We start from the raw sequence: 21,035 nt of genomic DNA, 5'->3' as shown, positions 1-21,035 counted from the left end.
GGTGCCGAATGCCGGCCGACGATCATGACCGGCAACGGCCGCCCGAAACCCAGTTCGGGCGGCCGCCTTCAACGCCTCTGATAATTCAGTTTGATCCTTGAAGGGTGACCGTCATGGCTACTCAGCAGACCCGTTCGCTTGCCCGATTCATGATGGCGCCATCCGTGGTGCTGCTGCTGGTCTGGATGGTTGTTCCGCTCGCTCTCACGCTGTGGTTCTCCTTCCAGCAGTACAATCCGCTTAATCCGATGCGCGATGGCTTCGTCGGCCTCTCGAATTACGCGCTGTTCTATTCCAACCCGGCTTTCCTGCAGTCGATCCTCAACACGCTTGTCCTGGTGGTCAGCGTGCTGCTGATCACGGTGATCGGCGGCATCCTGCTGGCGCTGCTCATCGATCAGCCGATGTGGGGCCAGGGGATCGTGCGCATTCTCGTCATTTCGCCGTTCTTCGTCATGCCGCCGGTGGCAGCGCTGGTTTGGAAGAACATGATCATGCACCCGCAATATGGCGTCTTCGCCGACATAGCCCGCTTCTTCGGGGCGCAACCGATCGACTGGTTCGGGCAGCATCCGATGACGGCGATCATCATCATCGTGGCCTGGCAGTGGCTGCCTTTCGCGACATTGATCCTCCTGACCTCGCTGCAGTCGCTCGACGGCGAGCAGAAGGAGGCCGCCGAGATGGATGGCGCCGGCTTTATCAGCCGCTTCATCTATCTGACGCTGCCGCACATGTCGCGGGCGATTACCGTGGTCATCCTGATCCAGACGATCTTCCTGCTCTCCGTCTATGCCGAGATCCTGGTCACCACCAATGGCGGCCCGGGCTATGCCTCCACCAACCTGCCCTTCCTCGTCTACCAGAAGGCGTTGCTGGAGTTCAAAATCGGACAGGCATCAGCGGGCGGTGTGATCGCCGTCATTCTCGCCAACATCGTCGCCTTCTTCGCCATGCGCGCCGTCGGCAAGAACCTGGACAAGTAAGGGAGGTCAAGATGGCACGTGCGCTGAACCACCCCCACTCCGTCCCGCTGCGCGGGACACCTCTCCCCCTGCCCGGGGGAGAGGAAATGCCTGCATCGAAGCTGCGCCCTTCCTCTACCCCGTCGATCCGGGGAGAGGTGATTTGCGCAGCAAACCGGAGTGGGGGTCGACCCTGCCGCCACCATCGCCGATACGGGAGAACCTGATCATGGCACGCGCAGTCACCACCCAGCACAAGACAATCGCGACCGTCGCCGCCTGGATCGTCGCCCTGCTGATCTTCTTCCCGATCCTTTACACGATCATCACCTCGTTCAAGTCGGAGCAGGAGGCGATCCAGGGCTTCAACCTGGTCCCATCGGGGACCTTCGAAAGCTATGCCGAGGTCCAGGCGCAGAGCGGCTATTTCAAGTTCTTCCTGAACTCGGTGCTGCTCTCCGTCGGCTCGACCATCCTGGCGCTGCTGGTCGCCATTCCGGCGGCTTGGTCGATGGCGTTTTCGCCGACCAAGCGGACCAAGGACATCCTGATGTGGATGCTGTCCACCAAGATGATGCCGGCGGTCGCCGTGCTGTTTCCGATCTACCTGATCTTCCGCAATCTCGGCCTGCTGGACTCGCGCATCGGCCTGATGGTCATGCTGATGCTGATCAACCTGCCGATCGTGGTGTGGATGCTCTACACCTACTTCCGCGAGATCCCCGGCGAGATCCTGGAAGCGGCCCGCATGGACGGCGCGTCGCTGTGGAACGAGATCATCTACGTGCTGACGCCGATGGCGGTGCCGGGCATCGCCTCGACCATGCTGCTCAACATCATCCTGGCCTGGAACGAGGCGTTCTGGACCATCCGGCTGACCACCACGGACGCCGCTCCGCTCACCGCCTTCATCAGCTCTTTCTCCAGCCCGCAAGGCTTGTTCTGGGCCAAGCTTTCGGCGGCCTCGACGCTGGCCATCGCGCCGATCCTGATCATGGGCTGGTTCAGCCAGAAGCAGCTGGTGCGCGGCCTGACCTTTGGTGCGGTGAAGTAACGGAAATTGCCTGAAGCAATCGGCGAAAAATAGCTCTCGGGGAGGAAACCATGGGAAACATCACGCTCAAGAACGTCTCCAAATCCTTTGGATCGACGTCCATCATCCCCGGTCTCGACCTGGTGATCGAGAATGGCGAGTTCGTCGTCTTCGTCGGCCCGTCGGGCTGCGGCAAGTCGACATTGCTGCGGCTGATCGCCGGCCTCGAGGACACCAGCGGCGGCACCATCAACATCGACGGCCGTGACGTCACTGGCGAGGCGCCGGCCAAGCGCAAGCTTGCCATGGTGTTCCAGTCCTATGCGCTTTATCCGCACATGACGGTTGCCAAGAACATCGCCTTTCCGCTGAAGATGGCGGGCGAGGACCAGGCGACCATCGACAGGAAGGTGAAGGACGCGGCGCGCGTGCTGAACCTCACCAACTATCTCGAACGCCGTCCCGGCCAGCTCTCCGGCGGCCAGCGCCAGCGCGTCGCCATCGGCCGCGCCATCGTGCGCCAGCCCTCGGCCTTCTTGTTCGACGAACCGCTGTCCAACCTCGACGCGGCACTGCGCGGCACCATGCGGCTCGAAATCAGCGAACTGCATCATCAGCTCAAGACGACAATGATCTACGTTACTCACGACCAGGTCGAGGCCATGACCATGGCCGACAAGATCGTCGTCTTAAACGCGGGCAACATCGAGCAGGTCGGCTCGCCGATGGAGCTCTACAAGACGCCGCGCAACCTGTTCGTCGCCGGCTTCATCGGCTCGCCGAAGATGAACCTGATCGAGGGTGCGCCGGCTGACAAATACCGCGCCAAGACGATCGGCATCCGGCCCGAACATATGCAGATCTCGACCACGGCGGGCGACTGGAAGGCGACCGTCGGCGTTGCCGAGCATCTGGGCTCCGACACGTTCCTGCATGTCCAGGCCGATGGCGTCGGACCGCTGACGGTGCGCGCCGACGGCGAACTGGCCGTGCATCATGGCGACACGATCTACCTTACACCCGACAAGGCCAAGCTGCATCGCTTCGGCGCTGACGGCAAGGCGATGGCCCAGTGAGGGTGGGGCAGTGAGGCTGAAAGGCAAATCGGCGCTGATCACCGGGTCGGCGCGCGGCATCGGCAGAGCCTTCGCCGAAGCCTATGTGCGCGAAGGCGCCACGGTGGCGATTGCCGATATCAACCTGGAGGCGGCGCGCAAGACCGCGGCTGAAATCGGCGACCACGCCTATGCCGTCAAGCTCGACGTCACCGACCAGGCATCCATCGATGCCGCGGTCAAAGCGGTGGAGGGCAAGACCGGCGGCCTCGACATCCTGATCAACAACGCCGCTCTGTTCGATCTGGCGCCGATCGTGGAGATCTCTCGGGCGAGCTACGATAAGCTTTTCTCCGTCAATGCCGCCGGCACGCTGTTCATGCTGCAGGCAGCCGCCCGCTCGATGATCGCGCGCGGCAAGGGCGGCAGGATCATCAACATGGCGAGCCAGGCCGGGCGTCGCGGCGAGCCGCTGGTCGCGGTCTACTGCGCCACCAAGGCCGCGGTCATCTCGCTGACCCAGTCGGCCGGGCTCGACCTGATCAAGCACCGCATCAACGTCAACGGCATCGCGCCCGGCGTCGTCGACAGCGACATGTGGGACGAGGTCGATGCCCTGTTCGCCAAATACGAGAACCGACCGAAAGGCGAAAAGAAGCGGCTGGTCGGCGAAGGCGTGCCGTATGGCCGCATGGGCAAGCCGGAAGACCTCGCAGGCATGGCCGTGTTTCTCGCCAGTGACGAGGCCGAATACATCGTCGCCCAGACCTACAACGTCGATGGCGGCCAATGGATGAGTTGAAAAGGACGAGTTGAGGGGGAAGGCGCTTCTCTCTTTTCCTCCGGAGAAGGCGCCTCGGGGGCGGATGAGGGGCAGCATACTGGAAAACCAGGTGCGGCCCCTCATCCTCGCCCTCCCGAAGGAGGCGAAACAGTCGGGCTGCAAATCGGCCAAAGGGTAAAGCAGATGACCGTGAAACTCTCTTCCTCGAGCCTAGGCACGCTTCCGTCCAAGGTCGCAGGTCCGAACTATGACCGGTCGGCGTTGAAAGCCGGCATCGTGCATTTCGGTGTCGGCAATTTTCACCGGTCACATCAGGCCGTCTATCTCGACGACCTGTTCGGCCAAGGTATCGGTCATGATTGGGCGCTGGTCGGCGCTGGCGTGTTCGACGGCGAGAAAATCGGCCGCGGTAAGCTCGAAGAGCAGGACTGGCTGACCACCGTGGTCGAGCAGGACGAAGGCCACATGAGTGCCCGCGTCACCGGCGCGATGATCGATTTCCTGATGCCGGGCGACGCCGCCGGCATAATTGACCGGCTTGCCGACCCGGCAATCAAAATCGTATCGCTGACCATCACCGAAGGCGGCTATTTCATCGATCCGGCGTCCGGCGTCTTCAACCCGACCCATCCCGATATCGTCGCCGACGCACAGCCGGGCGCCACACCGAAAACGGTGTTTGGCATCATCCTGGCCGGCCTCGTGCGACGCCGCCAGGATGGCATCGTGCCGTTCACGGTCATGTCCTGCGACAACATTCCCCACAACGGCCATGTCACGTCGGATGGGGTGATCGGTCTCGCCCGCCTGATCGACGAGGACCTGGCGAGCTGGGTCAGCGACCACGTCGCCTTCCCGAACGCCATGGTCGACCGCATCACACCGGCAACCAGCGACCGTGAGCGCAAGATCCTTGCCGATGATTTCGGCCTCGAGGACAATTGGCCGGTGTTCTGCGAGCCGTTCCGGCAATGGGTGCTGGAAGACCATTTCACCGATGGCCGCCCGCCACTGGAAAAGGTCGGCGTGCAGTTCGTCAGGGACGTCGCCCCTTACGAGCTGATGAAGATCCGTATCCTCAATGGCGGCCACGCCACCATCGCCTATCCGGCCGGGCTGATGGACATCCACTTCGTCCATGAGGCGATGCAGGAGCCGCTGGTGCGCGGTTTCCTCGACAAGCTCGAGCATGACGAGATCATCCCGACTGTGCCGCCGGTGCCGGACACGGTTCTGGAAGACTATTACCAGCTCATCGAGAAGCGCTTCTCCAATCCCAAGATCGGCGACACGGTGCGCCGCCTCTGCCTCGACGGCTCCAACCGCCAGCCGAAATTCATCATCCCGACCATCGCCGACCGGCTGAAGGCGGGCAAAGGCGTTGCCGGTCTGGCGCTGGAATCGGCGCTGTGGTGCCGCTACTGCTTCGGCACCACGGACAGCGGGGCGGTCATCGAGCCCAACGACCCGAGCTGGGACCGGCTGCAGGCAACGGCAAAGGCGGCAAAGGACGCGCCCGCCGCCTGGCTTGCGATGGACGATATCTATGGCGATGTCGGCCGCGCCACGGCCTTCGTCGAGGCCTTCGCCCACGCGCTCAACGTGCTCTGGGCCAATGGCGCGCGCGCCACGCTGACGCGCTATCTCGCCGGCAAGCTCTGAGAGCCAGCCGGCATCATGGCGCCTGAACTGGTCATCTTCGACTGCGACGGCGTGCTGGTCGACAGCGAGGCGCTCTCCGTCTCGGCGCTGCTCGGCATGATCGAACTTGCCGGCGGCAGCATCGGCGAGGACGCCGCCTACGAGCATTTCCTCGGCAAGAGCATGAAGAGCGTGCGCGAAATCCTTGGCCGCGACTTCGGCCTGGAGATCACCGATCAGCATCTCACCGCCATGCGCGTCGACCTCATGCGAAAGTTCCGTGAGGAGCTGAAGCCGATCGCCGGCGTCAAGGCGATGCTGCCGAAGCTCGGCCTGCCGTACTGCGTCGCTTCTTCCGGCACGCTGGAACGCATTCGTTACGCGCTCGACGTCACCGGCCTGCTGACGCTGATGGAGCCGCATCTGTTCAGCGCCGCAATGGTTGCCAGGGGCAAGCCGGCACCGGACCTTTTCCTACACGCGGCCGCCGCCATGCGGGCGCAACCGCGAAATTGCCTGGTCATCGAGGACAGCCCGGCCGGCGTCGCGGCCGCGCTCGCGGCGGATATGCGCGTCTTCGCCTTCACCGGTGGCGCACACGCCGGCAATCCGGGATTGAAAGCGCGGCTTGCGTCGACCGAACCGGACTTTATATTCGCTGACATGCTGCAATTGCCCGATTTGATTGCAGGCCTGGGAGCGAGAGTTAGAGCATCTTGACGAAACAGTTTGTCTGCGCGGTCGATGTCGGCACCGGGAGCGCTCGCGCGGGCATTCTCGACGCCAGTGGTACCTTGCTTGGCCGCGCCGAGCGGCCGATAGCCATGAACCAGCCAAAGCCAGATCATGCCGAGCATGATTCACGCGATATCTGGGCCGCCGTCTGCACCGCCGTGCGTGCCGCGCGGGAAAAGGCCGGCGTCGCCGCCGAGCATATTGCCGGTATCTCCTTCGATGCCACCTGTTCGCTGGTCGTGCGTGACAGGCAGGGCGGCCAGCTCAGTGTGTCGACCAGCGGCGACAAGCGCTGGGACACCATTGTCTGGCTCGATCACCGCGCCATCGCCGAAGCCGACGAATGCACCGCGAGCGGCCACGAGGTGCTGAACTACATCGGCGGCGTTATGTCGCCCGAGATGGCGACGCCGAAGCTGATGTGGTTGAAGCGCAATCTGCCGAAGACGTGGAACGAAGCCGGCTATTTATTCGACCTGACCGATTTCCTGACCTGGCAGGCGACGGGCTCGCTGGCCCGCTCGCAATGCACGCTGACAGCGAAGTGGACTTATCTGGCGCACCAGGACACCGCGTGGCAGCGCGATTTCTTCGAACTCGTCGGCCTCGACGATCTTTTTGAACACGGCAATCTGCCGGAACGGGCCAGTCCGGTCGGCGCCGATATCGGTCCGTTGACGGCGCAGGCAGCGGCAGAACTCGGCCTGACCGAGAACTGCCGCGTCGGCGCGGGCGTCATCGATGCCTATGCCGGGGCGCTTGGCGTGCTCGGCGGCTTTGCCGGCGACGACCAGAATATCGGTCGCCATCTGGCGCTGATCGCCGGCACCTCATCCTGCGTCATGGCAATGTCGCCCGACCCGCAGCCTTTCGCCGGTGTCTGGGGCCCTTACTATGGAGCCGCACTGCCGAAGCTGTGGCTGTCGGAGGGTGGCCAGTCGGCGACCGGCGCGCTGCTCGACCACATCATCCGCTGGCACGGCGCCGGCGGCGAGCCGAACGCGGCCATGCATGCCAGGATCGCCGCGCGCGTCGCCGAACTGCGCGCCGCCGAGGGCGAGAGCCTTGCCGACCGGCTGCACGTGCTGCCGGATTTCCACGGCAACCGCTCGCCGCTTGCCGACCCACATGCCGTTGGCGTCGTCAGCGGGCTGACGCTGGATTCGTCCTTCGACAGCCTGTGCAAGCTTTACTGGCGCACCGCCGTCGGCATCGCCCTCGGTGTGCGCCATGTGCTGGAGGCGCTGAACGAGAACGGCTATCTGATCGACACGCTGCATGTCACCGGCGGCCATACCAAGAACCCGCTCTTGATGGAGCTCTACGCCGACGCCACCGGCTGCACGGTGGTCGAGCCGCTGGCCGACGAGGCGGTGCTGCTCGGCACCGGCATGGTGGCGGCGACCGCCGCCGGGCTTTTCCCCGATCTCAACGCCGCCTGCCTTGCCATGCAGCAGGGCGGCAGGACACGCGCCGCCAACCCGGCGGCCGGCGCCCGCTTCGATCGCGACTACCGGATTTTCCTGGAAATGCACCGGCAGCGGCAGATGCTTGACGCGATCCGGTAGGCTTTTGCGCTATTGCCTGCGCAGGGACGCGCCCAATGTCGCGTCGAACAGGTGAATGTCATTCTCCTCGAACGCATAGCGGACGGGGGCATGCAGTACCGGGCAGTCGCGTGCCGGAACCAGCGCGCTGATCTCCTTGCCGCCGGAGCCGAATGTCACCAGCGCGTCATTGCCGTGGAATTCGATGAGATCGGCAGTGCCCTGCAATAGGCCGGGGGCGCCGGCACCGGTCGTCTTCAGGTCCGGAGGCCGAATGCCCAGCACGGCGCGATCGCCCGGCTGGAGATGAAAGCCCGCCCCGTCTATCGAAAACACGGTTCCGGCGCCGGTCAGCGTCCAGCCGTTCCCGGCCCGGCCGACCGTCACATCGACAAAATTCATGTTCGGCGTGCCGATGAAGCCGGCCACGAACATATTGACCGGCCGCCCGTAGATTTCCGCCGGCGAGCCGATCTGCTCGATGATGCCGTCCTTGAGCAGCACGATACGGTCGGCGAGCGTCATCGCCTCCAGCTGGTCGTGCGTGACATAGACGGTGGTGGTCTTCAGCGACTGGTGCAGCCGCGCGATCTCGACGCGCATATGGTTGCGCAATTTGGCGTCGAGATTGGACAACGGCTCATCGAACAGGAACACCTTGGGCGTCTTGATCATGGCCCGCGCGATCGCCACGCGCTGCTGCTGGCCGCCGGAGAGTTCGGCTGGCTTGCGGCCGAGATAGGGTTCGAGCCCTAGCGTCCTCGACACCGCTTCGACCCGCTTGCGGATCTCGGGCGCCGGGACCTTCTGGCGCCGCAGCCCGAAGGCGATGTTGTCGAAAATGCTCATGTGCGGATAGAGCGCGTAGTTCTGGAACACCATGGCGATGCCGCGATCGCCCGGATCGAGGTCGTTGACCACCTTGCCGCCGATCGAGACCTCGCCGCCGCTGATGTCCTCCAGCCCCGCCAGCATCCTCAGCAAGGTGGACTTGCCGCAGCCGGACGGGCCGAGGAACACGACGAATTCGTGCTCCTCGATCGAGAGATTGAGATCGCGGATCACCGTGGTGGCGCCATAGGCCTTGTCGACATGGGAGCAAACGATCGCGGACATCGTCAGCCCTTTTCGCCGGTAAGCAGGATCTGCAGCTTGACGTCCTGCGGGTTGCCTTCGGCCGCTCGTTCGAACGCCTCGATGCTGTCGGCGAAATCATAGGTCCCGGTGATCAGCGGCTTGAGGTCGACCTTGCCGGAGGCGATGAGCTGCAGGGCACGGTCGAAGATGTTGGCATAGCGGAACACCGTCTCGATGCGCACTTCCTTCGAGATCGCCGCCGGCACGTTGAGGGCCACCGGTTCCACCGGCAGCCCGACCAGCACCACCGCGCCGCCTGGCCGCACGACGTCGAACAGATCGGCGAAAGCCTTGGGGCTGCCGCTCGCCTCGAAGACGATGTCGGCACCCCAATTGTCGGTCGCGGCCGCGACGGCATCGACAAGCGACTGCTCGCCGACATTGACCGGCACGATGCCGGCATATTGCGCGGCGATCTTGAGCTTGGGCGCGGAAAAATCGGAAATCAGCACTTTCGAACAACCGCCGGCAAGGGCGGCAAGGGCGATCATGATGCCGATCGGGCCGCAGCCGACGACGACGGCGACATCGCCCGGGACGATGCGGGCGCGGCTAGCCGCCTGCATCCCGATGGCGAAGGGCTCGACCATGGCGCCCTCGGCGAAGGAGACGTTGTCCGGTAGCCTGTAGGTGAAAGCGGCCGGGTGCACGGCATAGGGAGCAAGGATGCCATGCACCGGCGGGGTCGCCCAAAAAGTGACGTCGGGGTCGACATTGTAGATGCCGAGCTTTGTCGCGCGCGACGACAGGTTCGGCACGCCCGGTTCCATGCAGACGCGGTCGCCGACCTTGAGACTCCTGACATTGGCGCCGACCTCGACGATTGTGCCCGCAGCCTCGTGGCCGAGCACCATCGGCGCCCGCACGACATAGCTGCCGATGGCGCCATGCGTGTAATAATGCACGTCGCTGCCGCAGACGCCGACCGTGTGGATGGCTATCCTGACATCGTCGGCTCCGACATCGAGCGGCAACGCGATCTCGCGCAGCGACAATTCACCTTTTTTCTCAAGCACCAAAGCCCGCATCGGGTAGTCCTCACTTCAAGTCTTTTTTTGCCGGAAAACAGAATTCAGGAAGCCGCTGAGCACACCGAGGAACAGCAATGGCGGCAACGACAGGAGCACGACCGAGGCGTTGAGAATGCCCCACGGCACGTTCATGCCTTGCTGGGAGAGTTCGGAGGCGACGATAGGCAAGGTCTTGGCGTTGGAACTCGACAGCATCAGTGCGATCAGGAACTCGTTCCAGACCAGCACGAAGCTGAAGGCGACCGCGCCGATCAGCGAGCGCGCAGCCACCGGCAGCGCGATCCGCCAGAACACCGAATAGGCGCCGTAGCCGTCGACGAAGGCGGCTTCCTCGATCTCCTTCGGCACGCCTTGGAAGGCTGGAATGGCGAGCCACATGATCACCGAGATGGTGAGCAGCGAATAGGTGACGATCAGCGCCGGCAGCGTGTCGTAAAGACCGAGCTGCAGCCAGATCACCATAAGCGGGATCGCCACGGCCACCGGCGGCAGGAAGCGCAACGACAGCACGAAGAACTGGATGTCGCCGGCCCAGCGGTTGGGATAACGCGCCACCGCGTAAGCCCCGGGCAAACCGAGCACGACGCCGATCAGCACGGCTGTGCCACAAGCGACGACCGAATTGTAGAGGCCGGTGATGACGCTGTCGCGGCCAAGGATGTAGCTGATGTTGGCAAGCGTCGGCGTGAACACCAGGCGGGGAACGCGGGTGATGATGTCGACGCTGTTCTTCAGCGAATTGAGCGCTGTCCACAGCAGCGGAAACACCGCTACGAAGCCGGCGAAGGCCAGGACGGCCTTGGCGATGATGCGGCCGGGCCTCATGCCTGCACCCGCTTCCACAGCATGGTGAAGGTGATGACGGTGGCGATCATCATCAGCACGGCCATGGCCGAGGCATAGGAAACCTTGCCGGATTCGATGAAGCCTTGCGAGAAGGCGTACATGTCGAGCGTTTCGGTCGCCACCCCTGGGCCGCCGCGGGTCATCACATAGATCAGGTCGAAGGAGCGCAGCGACTCGATCATCTTGACGAACATCAGGCTGATCAGCGGCGCCTTCAGCATCGGCAAGGTGACATAGGCGTGGATCTGCCAGCGCTTGGCGTGGTCGAGCCGGGCGGCCTCGATCGGCTGCGGCGGCAAGGTCTCCAGCAGCTTCAGCACGATGACGGCGAAGAACAGGCCCCACTGCCAGACATCGACTGAAGCGACGGCGAACAAAGCCGTCGACGGCTTGGACAGCGGGTCGAAGATCAGCCCGCCGGTCAGCAGCCGGTAGGGGTAGGTGGCGATGCCGTAGAGCGGATGATAGGCGAACTTCCATACGAACGCCGCCGACACGCGCGGCAGCAGCACCGGAATGATGAACAGCAGACAGTAGAGGTTGCGCAGGCGCGGCGAGGCCACCTCGAACATCAGCACGCCGAGCCCGATCGCGACGACCATCGTTGCGACGACGGTTACCACCTCCCACTTCACCGACACCCAGACGGCGTTGAGGAAGCGGCGGTCGGAGAACAGGTCGACAAAATTCGAGAACCAGACCCAGGAATAGGCCGTCGAACTCAGCTCGCGGTTCTGCAGGGCGATGATGATCGCGAAGAGCGTCGGCACCATCGACAGGATCAGCAGAATGACCAGTGTCGGCACGGCAAAGGTGACCGGCAGGGATGAACGTCGAGGCATTGGTCTCAGGCCTTGCTGTGTCTCTGATATCTGGACATGGCGGAACCCGCGCGCGGGACAGGGCAGGCCCTCCTGCGACGCACAGGTCCCGGCATTCGCAGGAATGCCGCGAACCGCGCGCCGCAAGAGGGAGGGGCCTATTTCTTCACCAGCTCATTGGCGTAGGCCTCGAGTTCGTTGAGGCTGCCCTTGACGTCGGTGCGTGTGCCGGCAATCAATTCCTCGAGGATGATGCCCCAGCGGTCGCCGAGATCCGGCCAGCGCGGATCCTGCCAGAAGTTCACCGCCGTGACCTTGCCGGTTTCGGCAAGCGCCTGGCCGAGATCGGCGCCGTAGATATCGGCGAACTCCTTGCTGGACAGGATGCTGGTGCGGTTCAGCTCACCGAACTGATGGGCGTCGAGCCGGCGCTTCTCGTTTTCCTTCGAGGTTGCCCAGGCGATGAACAGGCCGGCGCATTTCTTCGAAGCGTCGTCCGCATTGGCCTTCGCCGCGATGGCGAGGCCGTGGCCGTAACCGCCGCCGGGAAGCGGCGAGGGCGGCGGCAGGAAGCCGATCTTGCCGACCACTTGCGAGGTCTTCGGGTCGACCGCCATGCCCGAAAGCGGCGTCGATTCGACGAGGATCGCGACCTGGCCCGACAGGAAGGCGCCGGTCGATTCGTCCCAGCTGCCGGTCTGGGTCCCCGGTGCCGAATCCTTGAACAGCTTCAGATAGGCCTCGGTCGCCTTGACGGCCGCGTCCGAGTTGAAGGCCGGCTTGTCGCCGTCGAACCACTTGCCGCCATAGGCCTTGAAGAACGGCATCCAGCGCCAGACATTGGCGCCCGAGCCGCGCGCGCCGCGCAGCGCGATGCCATACATGCCCTTGTCGGCATTGGTCAGCTTCGGCACGTCGGCGATCAGCTCGTCCAGCGTCTTGGGCGGCTGGATGCCGGCGGCTTCCAGCACGTCCTTGCGATAGACCATCAGGTCGCCGCCGCCGGTCAGCGGTGCGAACCAGACCTTGCCGTCATAGGTGGCAACCTTCTGGCGGCCCGGATCGAAATCGGCATAGTCGTAGTCAGCCGGATAATAATCGGTCAGCGGCACGATCCACTTCGACGAGGCGAAAAGCGCCACATTGGCTTCATCGACATAGTAGACGTTGTAATTGCCGACGGTGGACGCGTCCGCGCGCGACTTGGCGCGGCGGTCGTTTTCGTTCAGATAATCGATCTTGAAGCTCGCGCCGGAGAGCTTCTCGAACTCGGCCTTGGAGTCCTCCAGAAGCGTCAGGCCATCGCGGGGCTGCGCCAGCACCTTGACCGGTGCCGAGCAGACCGGCGCCTGCGCCAGGGCTAGGGTTGAAACGGTAGCGGAAAGCACGAAAGCTGCGCCAAGGCTGGCAGCGAGCCGAACTGGTTTCATGATCTTTTCTCCTCCAGGAATACGTCGCAGGAAACGCAGGTCCTCGGGTTACGCGATCCTCACCATCGCCCGAACGACATGCCACCCATCGCCAAAATGCGCAGTTGCGTTGGGCAGCGCTAGAAGCCCCGTTGCAGCTGACCTGTACTTTTATGCATTGTGCAGCGCAAAAACCGGCGCACCCGTACGAGGCGCGTCACACGAGTATCGATCCGGTCCAAAAGGATGATTCAGGATGCGCTTATGCGCGCATCGCCAGACGCTGCCGCGACAGCTTGCGGTAGGATGACGGCGTCATCTTGTGCTTGCGCAGGAAGGCGCGGTTGAAATTGGAGATGTTCATGTAGCCGACCTGGAAACAGATGTCGGTGATCGGGATATCGGTGTCGGCCAGGAGCTTGCACGCCTGCCACAGCCTGAGCTTGGCAAGATGGTCGCTGAAGGAATTGCCGGTGTTCTTCTGGAAGAAGCGCGAGAACGTGCTTTCGCTCATGCCGGCCAGTTCGGCCACCTCAGGCAGCTTCAGATCTTCGGCGAAATGCTGGAACAAATAGGTCAGCGTGCGCTGGATGATGTCGAGCGAGGCGGCGTCGAGAACCGGCTGGAAGTCTGGCGACGACAACAGCTCATACTCGTCGGTCCTGGCCAGCAGATCGACCAGTTCGAGGAATAGGCAGAACCGGGTCAGCCCATGCACCGTGCCCATCCGCTCCATGAGCGCGGCGCCTTCAAGCGCGGTCCCGCCGTGGAAGACGATGCCGCGCAGCGACCGTTCCAGGAACGGCTCCAGTTCGCGCAGTTCGGGCAGCATGTCAGCCGACCCGCGCAGCCGCTCGGGATCGAATTGCAGCACGATGTCGCGGCCCTCGATCAGCTCATCGGGCCGTACCGCGGTGACCCAGTCATGCGGCAGGCCGCCGCCGACGATGGTGAGGTAGCCCGGCCCGAACTCACCGATATGGTCACCGACGAGGACCACGCCGGAGGATTTCCGCAGCAGATGGATCTCGTACTCCGGGTGGAAGTTCCAGACATTGCGCTCCCAGGGATAGTCGTCCAGCCGCCACAGGAAACTGTCGCTCGCCTCGGTGACGATATGCTCGAAGGAAGGCGCCGTGCGCGGGATTGCTGCCGTGTTCTTTCTGCGTCTGAACGCCATCCTGCCTCCCACAATTCGCCGGTCGCCGATGTCTGATCCGTAGCAGTCCCTGGCCGGCAAGGGAACGAGGCGGCGGTTCCCGCGCAATGCGCTGGCTCAATCTGTTCTGGCGCCTCCTCCCTTGCCTTCATGTCGCGTTTCGTTCAATAGACGGCGCAAACGGCGCCATTTCGTGCCGTTGCTGTGCGGCTTCCGGGCGTGGCCCGACGCGCCGTGTTCTGAAAGAGCAGGACAATGTCTGCGATCGAAGCCGGCGCTCGCGCGCCGGAAAATCTTTGGCGTCGGGAAATCAGGGCGACGCTGGCGCTGGCCTGGCCGATGGTGCTGACCAATCTCGGCCAGACGGCGATGACCGCCACCGACGTCATGATGATGGGGCGCCTCGGCGCGGACACGCTGGCCAGCGGCGCGCTTGGCGCCAACCTCTATTTCATGCCGCTGATCTTCGGCCTCGGCCTGATGCTGGCGACCTCGCCGATGATCGCCACCGAGCTTGGCCGCCGCCGCCATTCCGTGCGCGATCTGCGTCGCACCGTACGTCAGGGCCTGTGGCTGGCGATCCTGATCGCGATCCCGATCTGGCTCGTGCTTTGGCACGGCGAGGCAATTCTGCTGGCCATGGGGCAGGAGCCCGCGCTGGCGCGTCAGGCTGGCATCTATCTGCGCTGGCTGGAGTGGGCGGTGCTGCCTTTCTACGGCTATATCGTGCTGCGTTCGTTCATCTCGGCGCTGGAGCGGCCGGGTTGGGCGCTGATCATCGTTTTCGTCGCCGTCGCCTGCAACGCCTTCTTCAACTGGCTGTTCATGTTCGGCAATCTCGGTGTGCCGGCCATGGGCATCGCCGGCTCCGGTCTTGCCACCTCGCTGTCCAGCACGCTGATGTTCGTCGGCATGGCTGTCGTGGTGATGCTGGAGAAGAAATTCCGGCGCTACCATCTGTTCGGCCGTTTCTGGCGGTCCGACTGGCCGCGCTTCAAGGGCCTGCTGCGGCTCGGATTGCCGATCGCCGGCATCCTTGCCTTCGAGGTGACGATCTTCAACGCGGCAGCCCTGCTGATGGGCCTGATCGACGCGGATTCTCTGGCCGCGCACGCGATCGCCATCCAGATCGCCTCGATCTCCTTCATGGTGCCGCTCGGCCTCAACCAGGCGGTGACGGTGCGGGTCGGGCTCGCGCATGGCGCCGGCAATCCCGAGGGCGTCTCGCGCGCCGGCTGGACCGCCTTCGTCATCGGCGTCTCGTTCATGGCGCTGATGGGACTGGTGATGGTGCTTTGGCCGCATCTCCTGATCAGCGCCTTCATCGACCTCGGCAATCCGGCCAATGCCAGGGTGATCGCGCTTGCCGTTTCGTTCCTGGTCTTTGCCGCCTTGTTCCAGGTCTTCGACGGCGCGCAGGCGGTTGCCGCCGGCATGCTGCGCGGCCTGCACGACACCAAGGTGCCGATGATCTATGCCGCGATCGGCTACTGGGGCGTCGGCCTGCCGCTTGGCGTGCTGCTGGCCTTCCATTTCGGCTTCCACGGCGTCGGCATCTGGATCGGCCTGTCGTCGGGACTGGCCGTGGTGGCGGCCCTGCTTCTGGCCCGCTGGCTACGGCGCGACCGCATCGCGCCGTCGCTGGCGCTCGGGCACTGAACGCATTCCCGGAATAGAATTCCGCCTTTCGACGCAGGCGGGCAACCTTTCCTGCACGATGACGTTTCGAGGGATGATCGTTGCATACGATCGACGTAAATCGTGAGGAGATGAAAGTGACCTTCAAAATGCTCACTATGGGCGCGATGGCGCTCGCAATGATGACTGGCTCGGCGCTGGCTGGATCTGCTGGCGGAACCTCCGCGCTCGACGATCCGGCAAAGATGTCGCCGTTCTTCACGGACGCCGGCATGAAAACACTCAGGTCGGAAGCGGATTTCAAGACCGCATGGATGTCCATGAAGCCAGATGAACAGAAGGCGGTGTTGAAAGACTGCGGCGACACCACGATCAACAAGTCGCATGCGGATTTCTGCGCGATGGCCAAGAAGATGGGTGGCTGAATTTGCGGAAAGGCGGCCGTTTCGCGCCGCCTTTTGGCCACAGACGCCGTTTGAAGGTACCGGTAAGAGCGCCTATGGTGCCTCGAATGGAGGCGGCGAATGGCGTTCACCGTTATTTGGTATGGAAGACAGGGCATCATCGACAAGGTGATCTTTGACGCCGAAAAGGTAGCAAAAGATCACGCAATCTCCGTGTTTCAGACCCGAAGGGGTGACGAGGGGATCATTTGCGTTGAAGTTCGCAAGGACAATGGAACTGTCGTCTTCAGCCATGCTGAAAATTAGGATGGCTACTTACGCTCTAACAGCACACAGCTTCCCAGCTTGCGGTCGCGTCGAGGTTGGTCAAAACAAGATGCTTTCGGTTCAGCGCGTCAATGTCTGCTTCTCCAGCGACCGCGCATATTGCGTCAGCGGAAAGCACATGACGAAGAAGATCAGCGCCACCAGCCCATAGACCTTGAATGGCTCGAAGGTGGCGTTGTTGATGGCATTCGAAGTCCGCACCAATTCCTCGAAGCCGATGATCGAGGTCAGCGCGGTCGATTTGATCAGCTGCACCAGGAAGCCGACCGTCGGCGCGCGGGTGATCGCGAACGCCTGGGGCAGGATGATCAGCCTGAGTTCCTGCAGATAGTGCAGGCCGAGGCTGGCTCCGGCGTCCCATTGACCAAGCGGCAGCGCGTCGACACCGCTGCGCCAGATTTCGGCGAGATAGGCGCTGGCGAAGAAGGTCAGGCCGAGCACCGCCGCGGTCCAGGGTTCGATGCGCAGGCCGAGCATCGGCAGGCCGAAGAACATCAGGAAGAGCTGCATCAGGAGCGGCGTTCCCTGGAACAGGGCGATATAACCGGAGGCAAGGCGCCGGCTCCATTTATTCTTGGCGATCCTCAGGAACAGCACCGCCATTCCGACCAGCGCGCCACCGACGAAGGCGGCCAGCGACAAAAGTACCGTCCAGCGGGCCGCAAGCAGAAGGTTGCGTACGATGTCCCACAGCGTGAACTCGATCATGACACGCCCGCTCCGAGCGCGCGGCGTCCGCCTGACACCAGCAGCCGCCGCAAGCCCATCGACATCAAGAGATAGACCAGCGTCACGACGAAATAGGTCTCGAACGAGCGAAAAGTGCGCGCCTGCAGCATGTCCGCCTCATACGTCAGTTCGCGCACCGCGATCTGCGACACCACGGCGGATTCCAGCATCATGATGACGATCTGGCTGGTCAGCGCGGGATAGATGATCTTGAGCGCCTGCGGCAGCACGATCTTGATGAACACCTGTCGCGGCCTCAGCCCGAGCGCCAGGGCCGCTTCCGTCTGCCCGTTCGGCACCGCGTCGAGCCCGGCGCCGACGATCTCGATCGTGTAGGCCGCCATGTTGAGCGTCATCGCCAGCATGGCGGCCAGGATCGGGTCGAGCCTGATGCCGAGGCTCGGCAGGCCGAAGAAGATGAAGAACAGCTGCACCAGGAACGGCGTGTTGCGCATCACCTCGACATACCAGGCGATGGCCCGGCGCAGCAGCGCGGGGCCGTTTCGCCGTCCCGCGGCACCGAGGATGCTGAGCAGCGTTCCCGCCAGCGTGGTGACGGCGATCAAAAGGATCGTCGTCGCGGCGCCATGCGCTATGTCGCCCACGGCACCTGGAAGCCAGCCGAAGGCCACGGCAACTCAATCCTTGAGGTTGTCGGGGTTGAGCGGCGTCTTCAGCCAGGCCTTCGAGCTTTCGTCCAGCTTGCCGTCCGCCAGCATCTTGGCGACGGCGTCGTTGACCGCCTTCTTGAGGCCGTCCTCATTCTTGTTGAGGCCGATATGCGAGGGCGAGGTCAGAAGCTGGAACTTCTGCTCGGGCTTGAGCACGTCCTGCTTGGCCAGCACCTGCGCGCCGACGTCGTTGCCGACGACCATCAGCTGGGTCTGGCCGGAGATGAAGGCCTGGATCACCGAATTGTAGTTGTCGAAGCGCTTGATGTCGGCCGATGTAGGTGCTGCCTCGGTGAGCGAGGTATCTTCCAGCGTGCCGCGATTGACGGCGATCGACTTGCCGGCGAGGTCTTCCTTGCCTTTGACCGACATCGCCGCCGGGCCGATGACCGCGATGTAGTAGGGCGCGTAGGCGGCGGCGAAGTCGATGACCTGCTCGCGCTCCTTCGAGTAGCCGACGCTCATCAGGATGTCGACGCGACGATCGTTCAAATAGGGGATGCGGTTCTGGCCGGTGACGGCGATCGGATTGAGCTTCACCTTGAGCGTGTCGGCGATGTACTGCGCGACGTCCATGTCATAGCCCTTGAGGCTCATGTCCGCGCTGGCCGAGGAGAAGGGCGGGAAATCTGCGAAGACGCCGACATTGATGGTGCCGGCTTTGGTGATATCGGCCAGCGCGTCAGCCTTGGCCGCCTGTGTGCCAAGGCTGAAACCTGCCGCGCCCAGGATCAGGACGGCGGCGATGGATGATTTGAATGTCGAGCGGATTGTCATTGTCATTCCCCTTCTGGAAGCTTTTTGATTGTTTGGGTCGGCCGCCGGCTCCAGCGCGGCGGCCGCCTTGGCTTTGATCGTCAGGCGCCCTTGCTTGTGACGGCCGGGCTGAACACCATCAGGCTCAGGATCTCGAACAGCACCTGGGCGCCGGCATGCGCGGTGTTGGTGGTCGCGTCATATTGCGGCGCCACCTCGACGACGTCGCCGCCGACGATGTTCAGGCCCTTGAGGCCGCGCAGCAGTTCAAGCACTTCGCGGGTCGTCAGCCCGCCGACTTCCGGCGTGCCCGTGCCCGGCGCGAAGGCCGGGTCGACGCTGTCGATGTCGAAAGACACATAGGTCGGGCCATCGCCGACTATTCTGCGCGCCTTCTCGATGATGGCGGGAATGCCGAGCCCGGTCACCTCCTCGGCATGGACCACTGTCATGCCGGATTCGTAGGTGAACTCCCACAAATATTCAGCCGAGCCGCGGATGCCGATCTGGATGGTGCGCGTCGGATCGAGCACGCCATCGAGCACAGCGTTGCGGAACGGGCCGCCATGGTGGAATTTGGTCAGGTCGAACAGGCCGCTGGTGTCGCAGTGGGCGTCGATGTGGATCAGGCCGACCGGCGCCTTCTTGCCGACCGCCTTCAGGATCGGGTGCGTGATCGAGTGGTCGCCGCCGACCGACAGCGGAATGACACCGGCGTCGACGATCTGGTTGATGCGCCGCTCGATATCCTCATGGCTGGTCTCCAGCCTGTAGCGGCTCTGGAACGGAACGTCGCCGATGTCGGCCACCCTGAGCTCATGCGTCGGCGCGCATTCCAGTACATGGTTGTAGGGGCCGATGCGCTCGATGGCCCGCAATGCGCGCGGCCCGAAGCGCGAGCCCGGCCGGTTGGTGACGCCAAGATCCATCGGCACGCCAATGATTGCCACCTGCAGGTCGCCGAAGTCCGGATTTTCGGCGGCGATTTCACGATAGGGCGCGGTGAGGAAAGTCGGGATGCCGGAATAGGGCGCCAGCCGCGTGCCGCTCTTGGAAAAGATCTTGTCCGCGACCTTGCGGAATTTCGGGTCGAACATCTCGCCGCCATGGCTCTCGCCATATTTGCGACGCAGCGCGTCGAGCTTGCCGCGATCGTATCCCATATCCGCTTCTCCTCAGCCGATGCGGTGTTGCCGGTCGGTGACCCCGCGCGAACCGACCGTCATCCGGCCGGGCCGCTGTCCCGCTGGCTGTCCGCAGATTTCACGTCTTGATGTTGTCTTGGGGCAAAGTGTCCGGCAGCCGCTTTGAAAAAGCAATTGATATTGTTAGGGTGTTTTCTGTGAGAAAATCTCACAATGAAGCCGAGCATCCATGGCCAAGCGCTTGCCACCTCTCAACCCGCTGCGCGCCTTCGAGGCAACGGCGCGCCATGCCTCGTTGACCAAGGCGGCGAGCGAACTGAATGTCACCCATGGCGCCGTCAGCCACCAGATCAAGGCGCTGGAGCAATCGCTTGGCGTCAAGCTTTTCGAACGCGTCGGCCAGCGGGTCAAATTGACCCCGCACGGCGCCGAGCTCTTGCCTGCGGTATCGGTCGCGTTCGACGGCATCGCCGCCGCCACGCAACGGCTGACCCGGCCGGCAAGCAGCGGCGCGCTGTCGGTGTCCTGCGTGCCGGCGCTGCTGCTTTTGTGGATGACGCCGAGGCTGGGCAGCTTCACCGCGCAATATCCCGACATCCAGCTGACGCTCATTCCCTCCAACGATCCCAGGGATATCCGGGCGCCGCATATCGATGTCTGCGTGCACTATGGCGATGGCAGCTGGGCCGATTGCTGGATGCGCAAATGGTCGGGCCTCGAACTGTTTCCCGTGGTCAGCCCGACGCTGATCAACAACCGGCCGATCCGTAGCGTTCGCGACCTCGCCGACCACGTCTTGCTGCATGGTGACGACGGCCGCGAGTGGCACACCTGGCTGGCCGCCGCCGACGCGCTGGACCTCGAGCGCGGCCGGCGCCATCATCTCGGCGATGCGCGCATGACGGCGGAAGCCGCCGTGCACGGCCATGGCGTGGCGTTGGGCGACTCGGTGACGGCAAGCGCGCTGCTCGCCAGGGGCATGCTGGTCGCGCCGTTCAGCCTGTCGGTGCCGGCGGTCGACGACTTCTATGTCGTTTGCCGCAACGAGATGCGGGCGACGCCGATCGTGCAGGTGTTCATGGACTGGCTGTTCGCCGAGAAGGCTGGGGATGACGGCCGCGCCGACGCCCCGGTGGCGGGCCGCCTCGTCACCCGCCGCAAACGTCCCGCGCTCAAGGTGATGGGCGGCAAACCCTCGTAGC

The 21,035-nt window shown here is 63.6% G+C and carries 21 protein-coding genes; 11 read left to right on the top strand and 10 right to left on the bottom strand.

Annotation, left to right across the window (positions count from 1 at the left end):
• Positions 1-113 precede the first annotated feature (113 nt).
• From O7A70_RS21485 to O7A70_RS21455, 7 genes are all read left to right on the top strand, one after another.
• The gene (locus tag O7A70_RS21485; RefSeq protein WP_027145411.1) at positions 114-986 is read left to right on the top strand and encodes a carbohydrate ABC transporter permease; all 873 of its coding nucleotides are present in this window, start codon (positions 114-116) and stop codon (positions 984-986) included.
• Between the two features lie 208 nt (positions 987-1,194).
• A complete protein-coding gene (locus O7A70_RS21480) occupies positions 1,195-2,019 on the top strand; it encodes a carbohydrate ABC transporter permease (protein WP_337142229.1) in 825 nt (274 codons plus the stop codon).
• A gap of 50 nt (positions 2,020-2,069) precedes the next feature.
• Positions 2,070-3,074, top strand: coding sequence for an ABC transporter ATP-binding protein (locus O7A70_RS21475; protein ID WP_027145409.1), 1,005 nt, complete (start codon positions 2,070-2,072; stop codon positions 3,072-3,074).
• Positions 3,075-3,084: 10 nt separating this feature from the next.
• Positions 3,085-3,855 carry an L-iditol 2-dehydrogenase gene (locus tag O7A70_RS21470; protein WP_337142227.1) on the top strand — a complete coding sequence of 257 codons (771 nt, stop codon included), beginning with the start codon at positions 3,085-3,087 and terminating at the stop codon, positions 3,853-3,855.
• A 165-nt stretch (positions 3,856-4,020) separates the two neighbouring features.
• Complete coding sequence (locus O7A70_RS21465) at positions 4,021-5,499, top strand: mannitol dehydrogenase family protein (protein WP_337142224.1); 1,479 nt, start codon at positions 4,021-4,023, stop codon at positions 5,497-5,499.
• A 15-nt stretch (positions 5,500-5,514) separates the two neighbouring features.
• Positions 5,515-6,198, top strand: a complete 684-nt coding sequence (locus O7A70_RS21460; protein WP_337142222.1) for an HAD-IA family hydrolase — start codon at positions 5,515-5,517, stop codon at positions 6,196-6,198.
• On the top strand, positions 6,195-7,781 hold the full coding sequence (locus O7A70_RS21455) for an FGGY-family carbohydrate kinase (protein ID WP_337142220.1): 1,587 nt from the start codon (positions 6,195-6,197) through the stop codon (positions 7,779-7,781). The genes O7A70_RS21460 and O7A70_RS21455 overlap by 4 nt, the downstream gene beginning before the upstream one ends.
• Before the next feature lie 9 nt (positions 7,782-7,790).
• Here the strand turns inward: O7A70_RS21455 and O7A70_RS21450 are convergent, their stop codons facing one another.
• The 6 genes from O7A70_RS21450 to O7A70_RS21425 form a co-directional block, all read right to left on the bottom strand.
• Positions 7,791-8,876 carry an ABC transporter ATP-binding protein gene (locus tag O7A70_RS21450; protein ID WP_337142217.1) on the bottom strand — a complete coding sequence of 362 codons (1,086 nt, stop codon included), beginning with the start codon at positions 8,874-8,876 and terminating at the stop codon, positions 7,791-7,793.
• Between the two features lie 2 nt (positions 8,877-8,878).
• Positions 8,879-9,925: an NAD(P)-dependent alcohol dehydrogenase gene (locus O7A70_RS21445; protein ID WP_337142215.1), complete on the bottom strand. Its 1,047-nt coding sequence runs from the start codon at positions 9,923-9,925 to the stop codon at positions 8,879-8,881.
• 15 nt (positions 9,926-9,940) lie between these two features.
• The gene (locus O7A70_RS21440; RefSeq protein WP_337142212.1) at positions 9,941-10,753 is read right to left on the bottom strand and encodes a carbohydrate ABC transporter permease; all 813 of its coding nucleotides are present in this window, start codon (positions 10,751-10,753) and stop codon (positions 9,941-9,943) included.
• Entirely contained in the window at positions 10,750-11,616 is an 867-nt protein-coding gene (locus O7A70_RS21435; protein WP_337142210.1) for a carbohydrate ABC transporter permease, read from the bottom strand. Before O7A70_RS21435 ends, O7A70_RS21440 begins: the two co-directional genes overlap by 4 nt.
• 137 nt (positions 11,617-11,753) lie before the next feature.
• On the bottom strand, positions 11,754-13,025 hold the full coding sequence (locus O7A70_RS21430) for an ABC transporter substrate-binding protein (protein ID WP_337142208.1): 1,272 nt from the start codon (positions 13,023-13,025) through the stop codon (positions 11,754-11,756).
• 241 nt (positions 13,026-13,266) lie between these two features.
• Positions 13,267-14,184 carry an AraC family transcriptional regulator gene (locus tag O7A70_RS21425; protein ID WP_337142206.1) on the bottom strand — a complete coding sequence of 306 codons (918 nt, stop codon included), beginning with the start codon at positions 14,182-14,184 and terminating at the stop codon, positions 13,267-13,269.
• A gap of 234 nt (positions 14,185-14,418) precedes the next feature.
• Here O7A70_RS21425 and O7A70_RS21420 point away from each other — a divergent pair, with 234 nt between their 5' ends.
• From O7A70_RS21420 to O7A70_RS21410, 3 genes are all read left to right on the top strand, one after another.
• Positions 14,419-15,822: an MATE family efflux transporter gene (locus O7A70_RS21420; protein WP_337142204.1), complete on the top strand. Its 1,404-nt coding sequence runs from the start codon at positions 14,419-14,421 to the stop codon at positions 15,820-15,822.
• Positions 15,823-15,938: 116 nt separating this feature from the next.
• A complete protein-coding gene (locus tag O7A70_RS21415; RefSeq protein WP_027145397.1) occupies positions 15,939-16,226 on the top strand; it encodes a hypothetical protein in 288 nt (95 codons plus the stop codon).
• 99 nt (positions 16,227-16,325) lie between these two features.
• A complete protein-coding gene (locus tag O7A70_RS21410) occupies positions 16,326-16,511 on the top strand; it encodes a hypothetical protein (protein WP_337142202.1) in 186 nt (61 codons plus the stop codon).
• A gap of 81 nt (positions 16,512-16,592) precedes the next feature.
• Here O7A70_RS21410 and O7A70_RS21405 read toward each other — a convergent pair whose 3' ends face one another.
• The 4 genes from O7A70_RS21405 to speB form a co-directional block, all read right to left on the bottom strand.
• Positions 16,593-17,240, bottom strand: a complete 648-nt coding sequence (locus tag O7A70_RS21405) for an amino acid ABC transporter permease (RefSeq protein ID WP_337142200.1) — start codon at positions 17,238-17,240, stop codon at positions 16,593-16,595.
• A complete protein-coding gene (locus O7A70_RS21400) occupies positions 17,237-17,893 on the bottom strand; it encodes an amino acid ABC transporter permease (protein WP_337142198.1) in 657 nt (218 codons plus the stop codon). The genes O7A70_RS21405 and O7A70_RS21400 overlap by 4 nt, the downstream gene beginning before the upstream one ends.
• 6 nt (positions 17,894-17,899) lie before the next feature.
• Positions 17,900-18,709 carry a transporter substrate-binding domain-containing protein gene (locus O7A70_RS21395; protein ID WP_337142196.1) on the bottom strand — a complete coding sequence of 270 codons (810 nt, stop codon included), beginning with the start codon at positions 18,707-18,709 and terminating at the stop codon, positions 17,900-17,902.
• Positions 18,710-18,789: 80 nt separating this feature from the next.
• The gene (gene speB, locus O7A70_RS21390) at positions 18,790-19,851 is read right to left on the bottom strand and encodes an agmatinase (protein WP_337142195.1); all 1,062 of its coding nucleotides are present in this window, start codon (positions 19,849-19,851) and stop codon (positions 18,790-18,792) included.
• A gap of 211 nt (positions 19,852-20,062) precedes the next feature.
• On the opposite strand from speB, the gene gcvA reads away from it, so the two are divergent.
• Positions 20,063-21,034: a transcriptional regulator GcvA gene (gcvA, locus tag O7A70_RS21385; protein ID WP_337142193.1), complete on the top strand. Its 972-nt coding sequence runs from the start codon at positions 20,063-20,065 to the stop codon at positions 21,032-21,034.
• Position 21,035: the final 1 nt, after the last annotated feature.

Source organism: Mesorhizobium sp. Cs1299R1N1 (assembly GCF_037179655.1).
GTDB classification, from domain to species: domain Bacteria; phylum Pseudomonadota; class Alphaproteobacteria; order Rhizobiales; family Rhizobiaceae; genus Mesorhizobium; species Mesorhizobium salmacidum.
The sequence above is the reverse complement of the archived record's forward strand: the minus strand, read 5'-3'. Positions and strand labels throughout refer to the sequence as shown.

Coding starts and splice junctions, on each gene's coding strand:
- speB (WP_337142195.1), bottom strand. CDS start 19,851: ATGGGATACGATCGCGGCAAGCTCGACGCGCTGCGTCGCAAATATGGC.
- O7A70_RS21445 (WP_337142215.1), bottom strand. CDS start 9,925: ATGCGGGCTTTGGTGCTTGAGAAAAAAGGTGAATTGTCGCTGCGCGAG.
- O7A70_RS21480 (WP_337142229.1), top strand. CDS start 1,195: ATGGCACGCGCAGTCACCACCCAGCACAAGACAATCGCGACCGTCGCC.
- O7A70_RS21440 (WP_337142212.1), bottom strand. CDS start 10,753: ATGAGGCCCGGCCGCATCATCGCCAAGGCCGTCCTGGCCTTCGCCGGC.
- O7A70_RS21475 (WP_027145409.1), top strand. CDS start 2,070: ATGGGAAACATCACGCTCAAGAACGTCTCCAAATCCTTTGGATCGACG.
- O7A70_RS21430 (WP_337142208.1), bottom strand. CDS start 13,025: ATGAAACCAGTTCGGCTCGCTGCCAGCCTTGGCGCAGCTTTCGTGCTT.
- O7A70_RS21450 (WP_337142217.1), bottom strand. CDS start 8,876: ATGTCCGCGATCGTTTGCTCCCATGTCGACAAGGCCTATGGCGCCACC.
- O7A70_RS21460 (WP_337142222.1), top strand. CDS start 5,515: ATGGCGCCTGAACTGGTCATCTTCGACTGCGACGGCGTGCTGGTCGAC.
- O7A70_RS21405 (WP_337142200.1), bottom strand. CDS start 17,240: ATGATCGAGTTCACGCTGTGGGACATCGTACGCAACCTTCTGCTTGCG.
- O7A70_RS21420 (WP_337142204.1), top strand. CDS start 14,419: ATGTCTGCGATCGAAGCCGGCGCTCGCGCGCCGGAAAATCTTTGGCGT.
- O7A70_RS21465 (WP_337142224.1), top strand. CDS start 4,021: ATGACCGTGAAACTCTCTTCCTCGAGCCTAGGCACGCTTCCGTCCAAG.
- O7A70_RS21410 (WP_337142202.1), top strand. CDS start 16,326: ATGGCGTTCACCGTTATTTGGTATGGAAGACAGGGCATCATCGACAAG.
- O7A70_RS21435 (WP_337142210.1), bottom strand. CDS start 11,616: ATGCCTCGACGTTCATCCCTGCCGGTCACCTTTGCCGTGCCGACACTG.
- O7A70_RS21485 (WP_027145411.1), top strand. CDS start 114: ATGGCTACTCAGCAGACCCGTTCGCTTGCCCGATTCATGATGGCGCCA.
- O7A70_RS21425 (WP_337142206.1), bottom strand. CDS start 14,184: ATGGCGTTCAGACGCAGAAAGAACACGGCAGCAATCCCGCGCACGGCG.
- O7A70_RS21395 (WP_337142196.1), bottom strand. CDS start 18,709: ATGACAATCCGCTCGACATTCAAATCATCCATCGCCGCCGTCCTGATC.
- gcvA (WP_337142193.1), top strand. CDS start 20,063: ATGGCCAAGCGCTTGCCACCTCTCAACCCGCTGCGCGCCTTCGAGGCA.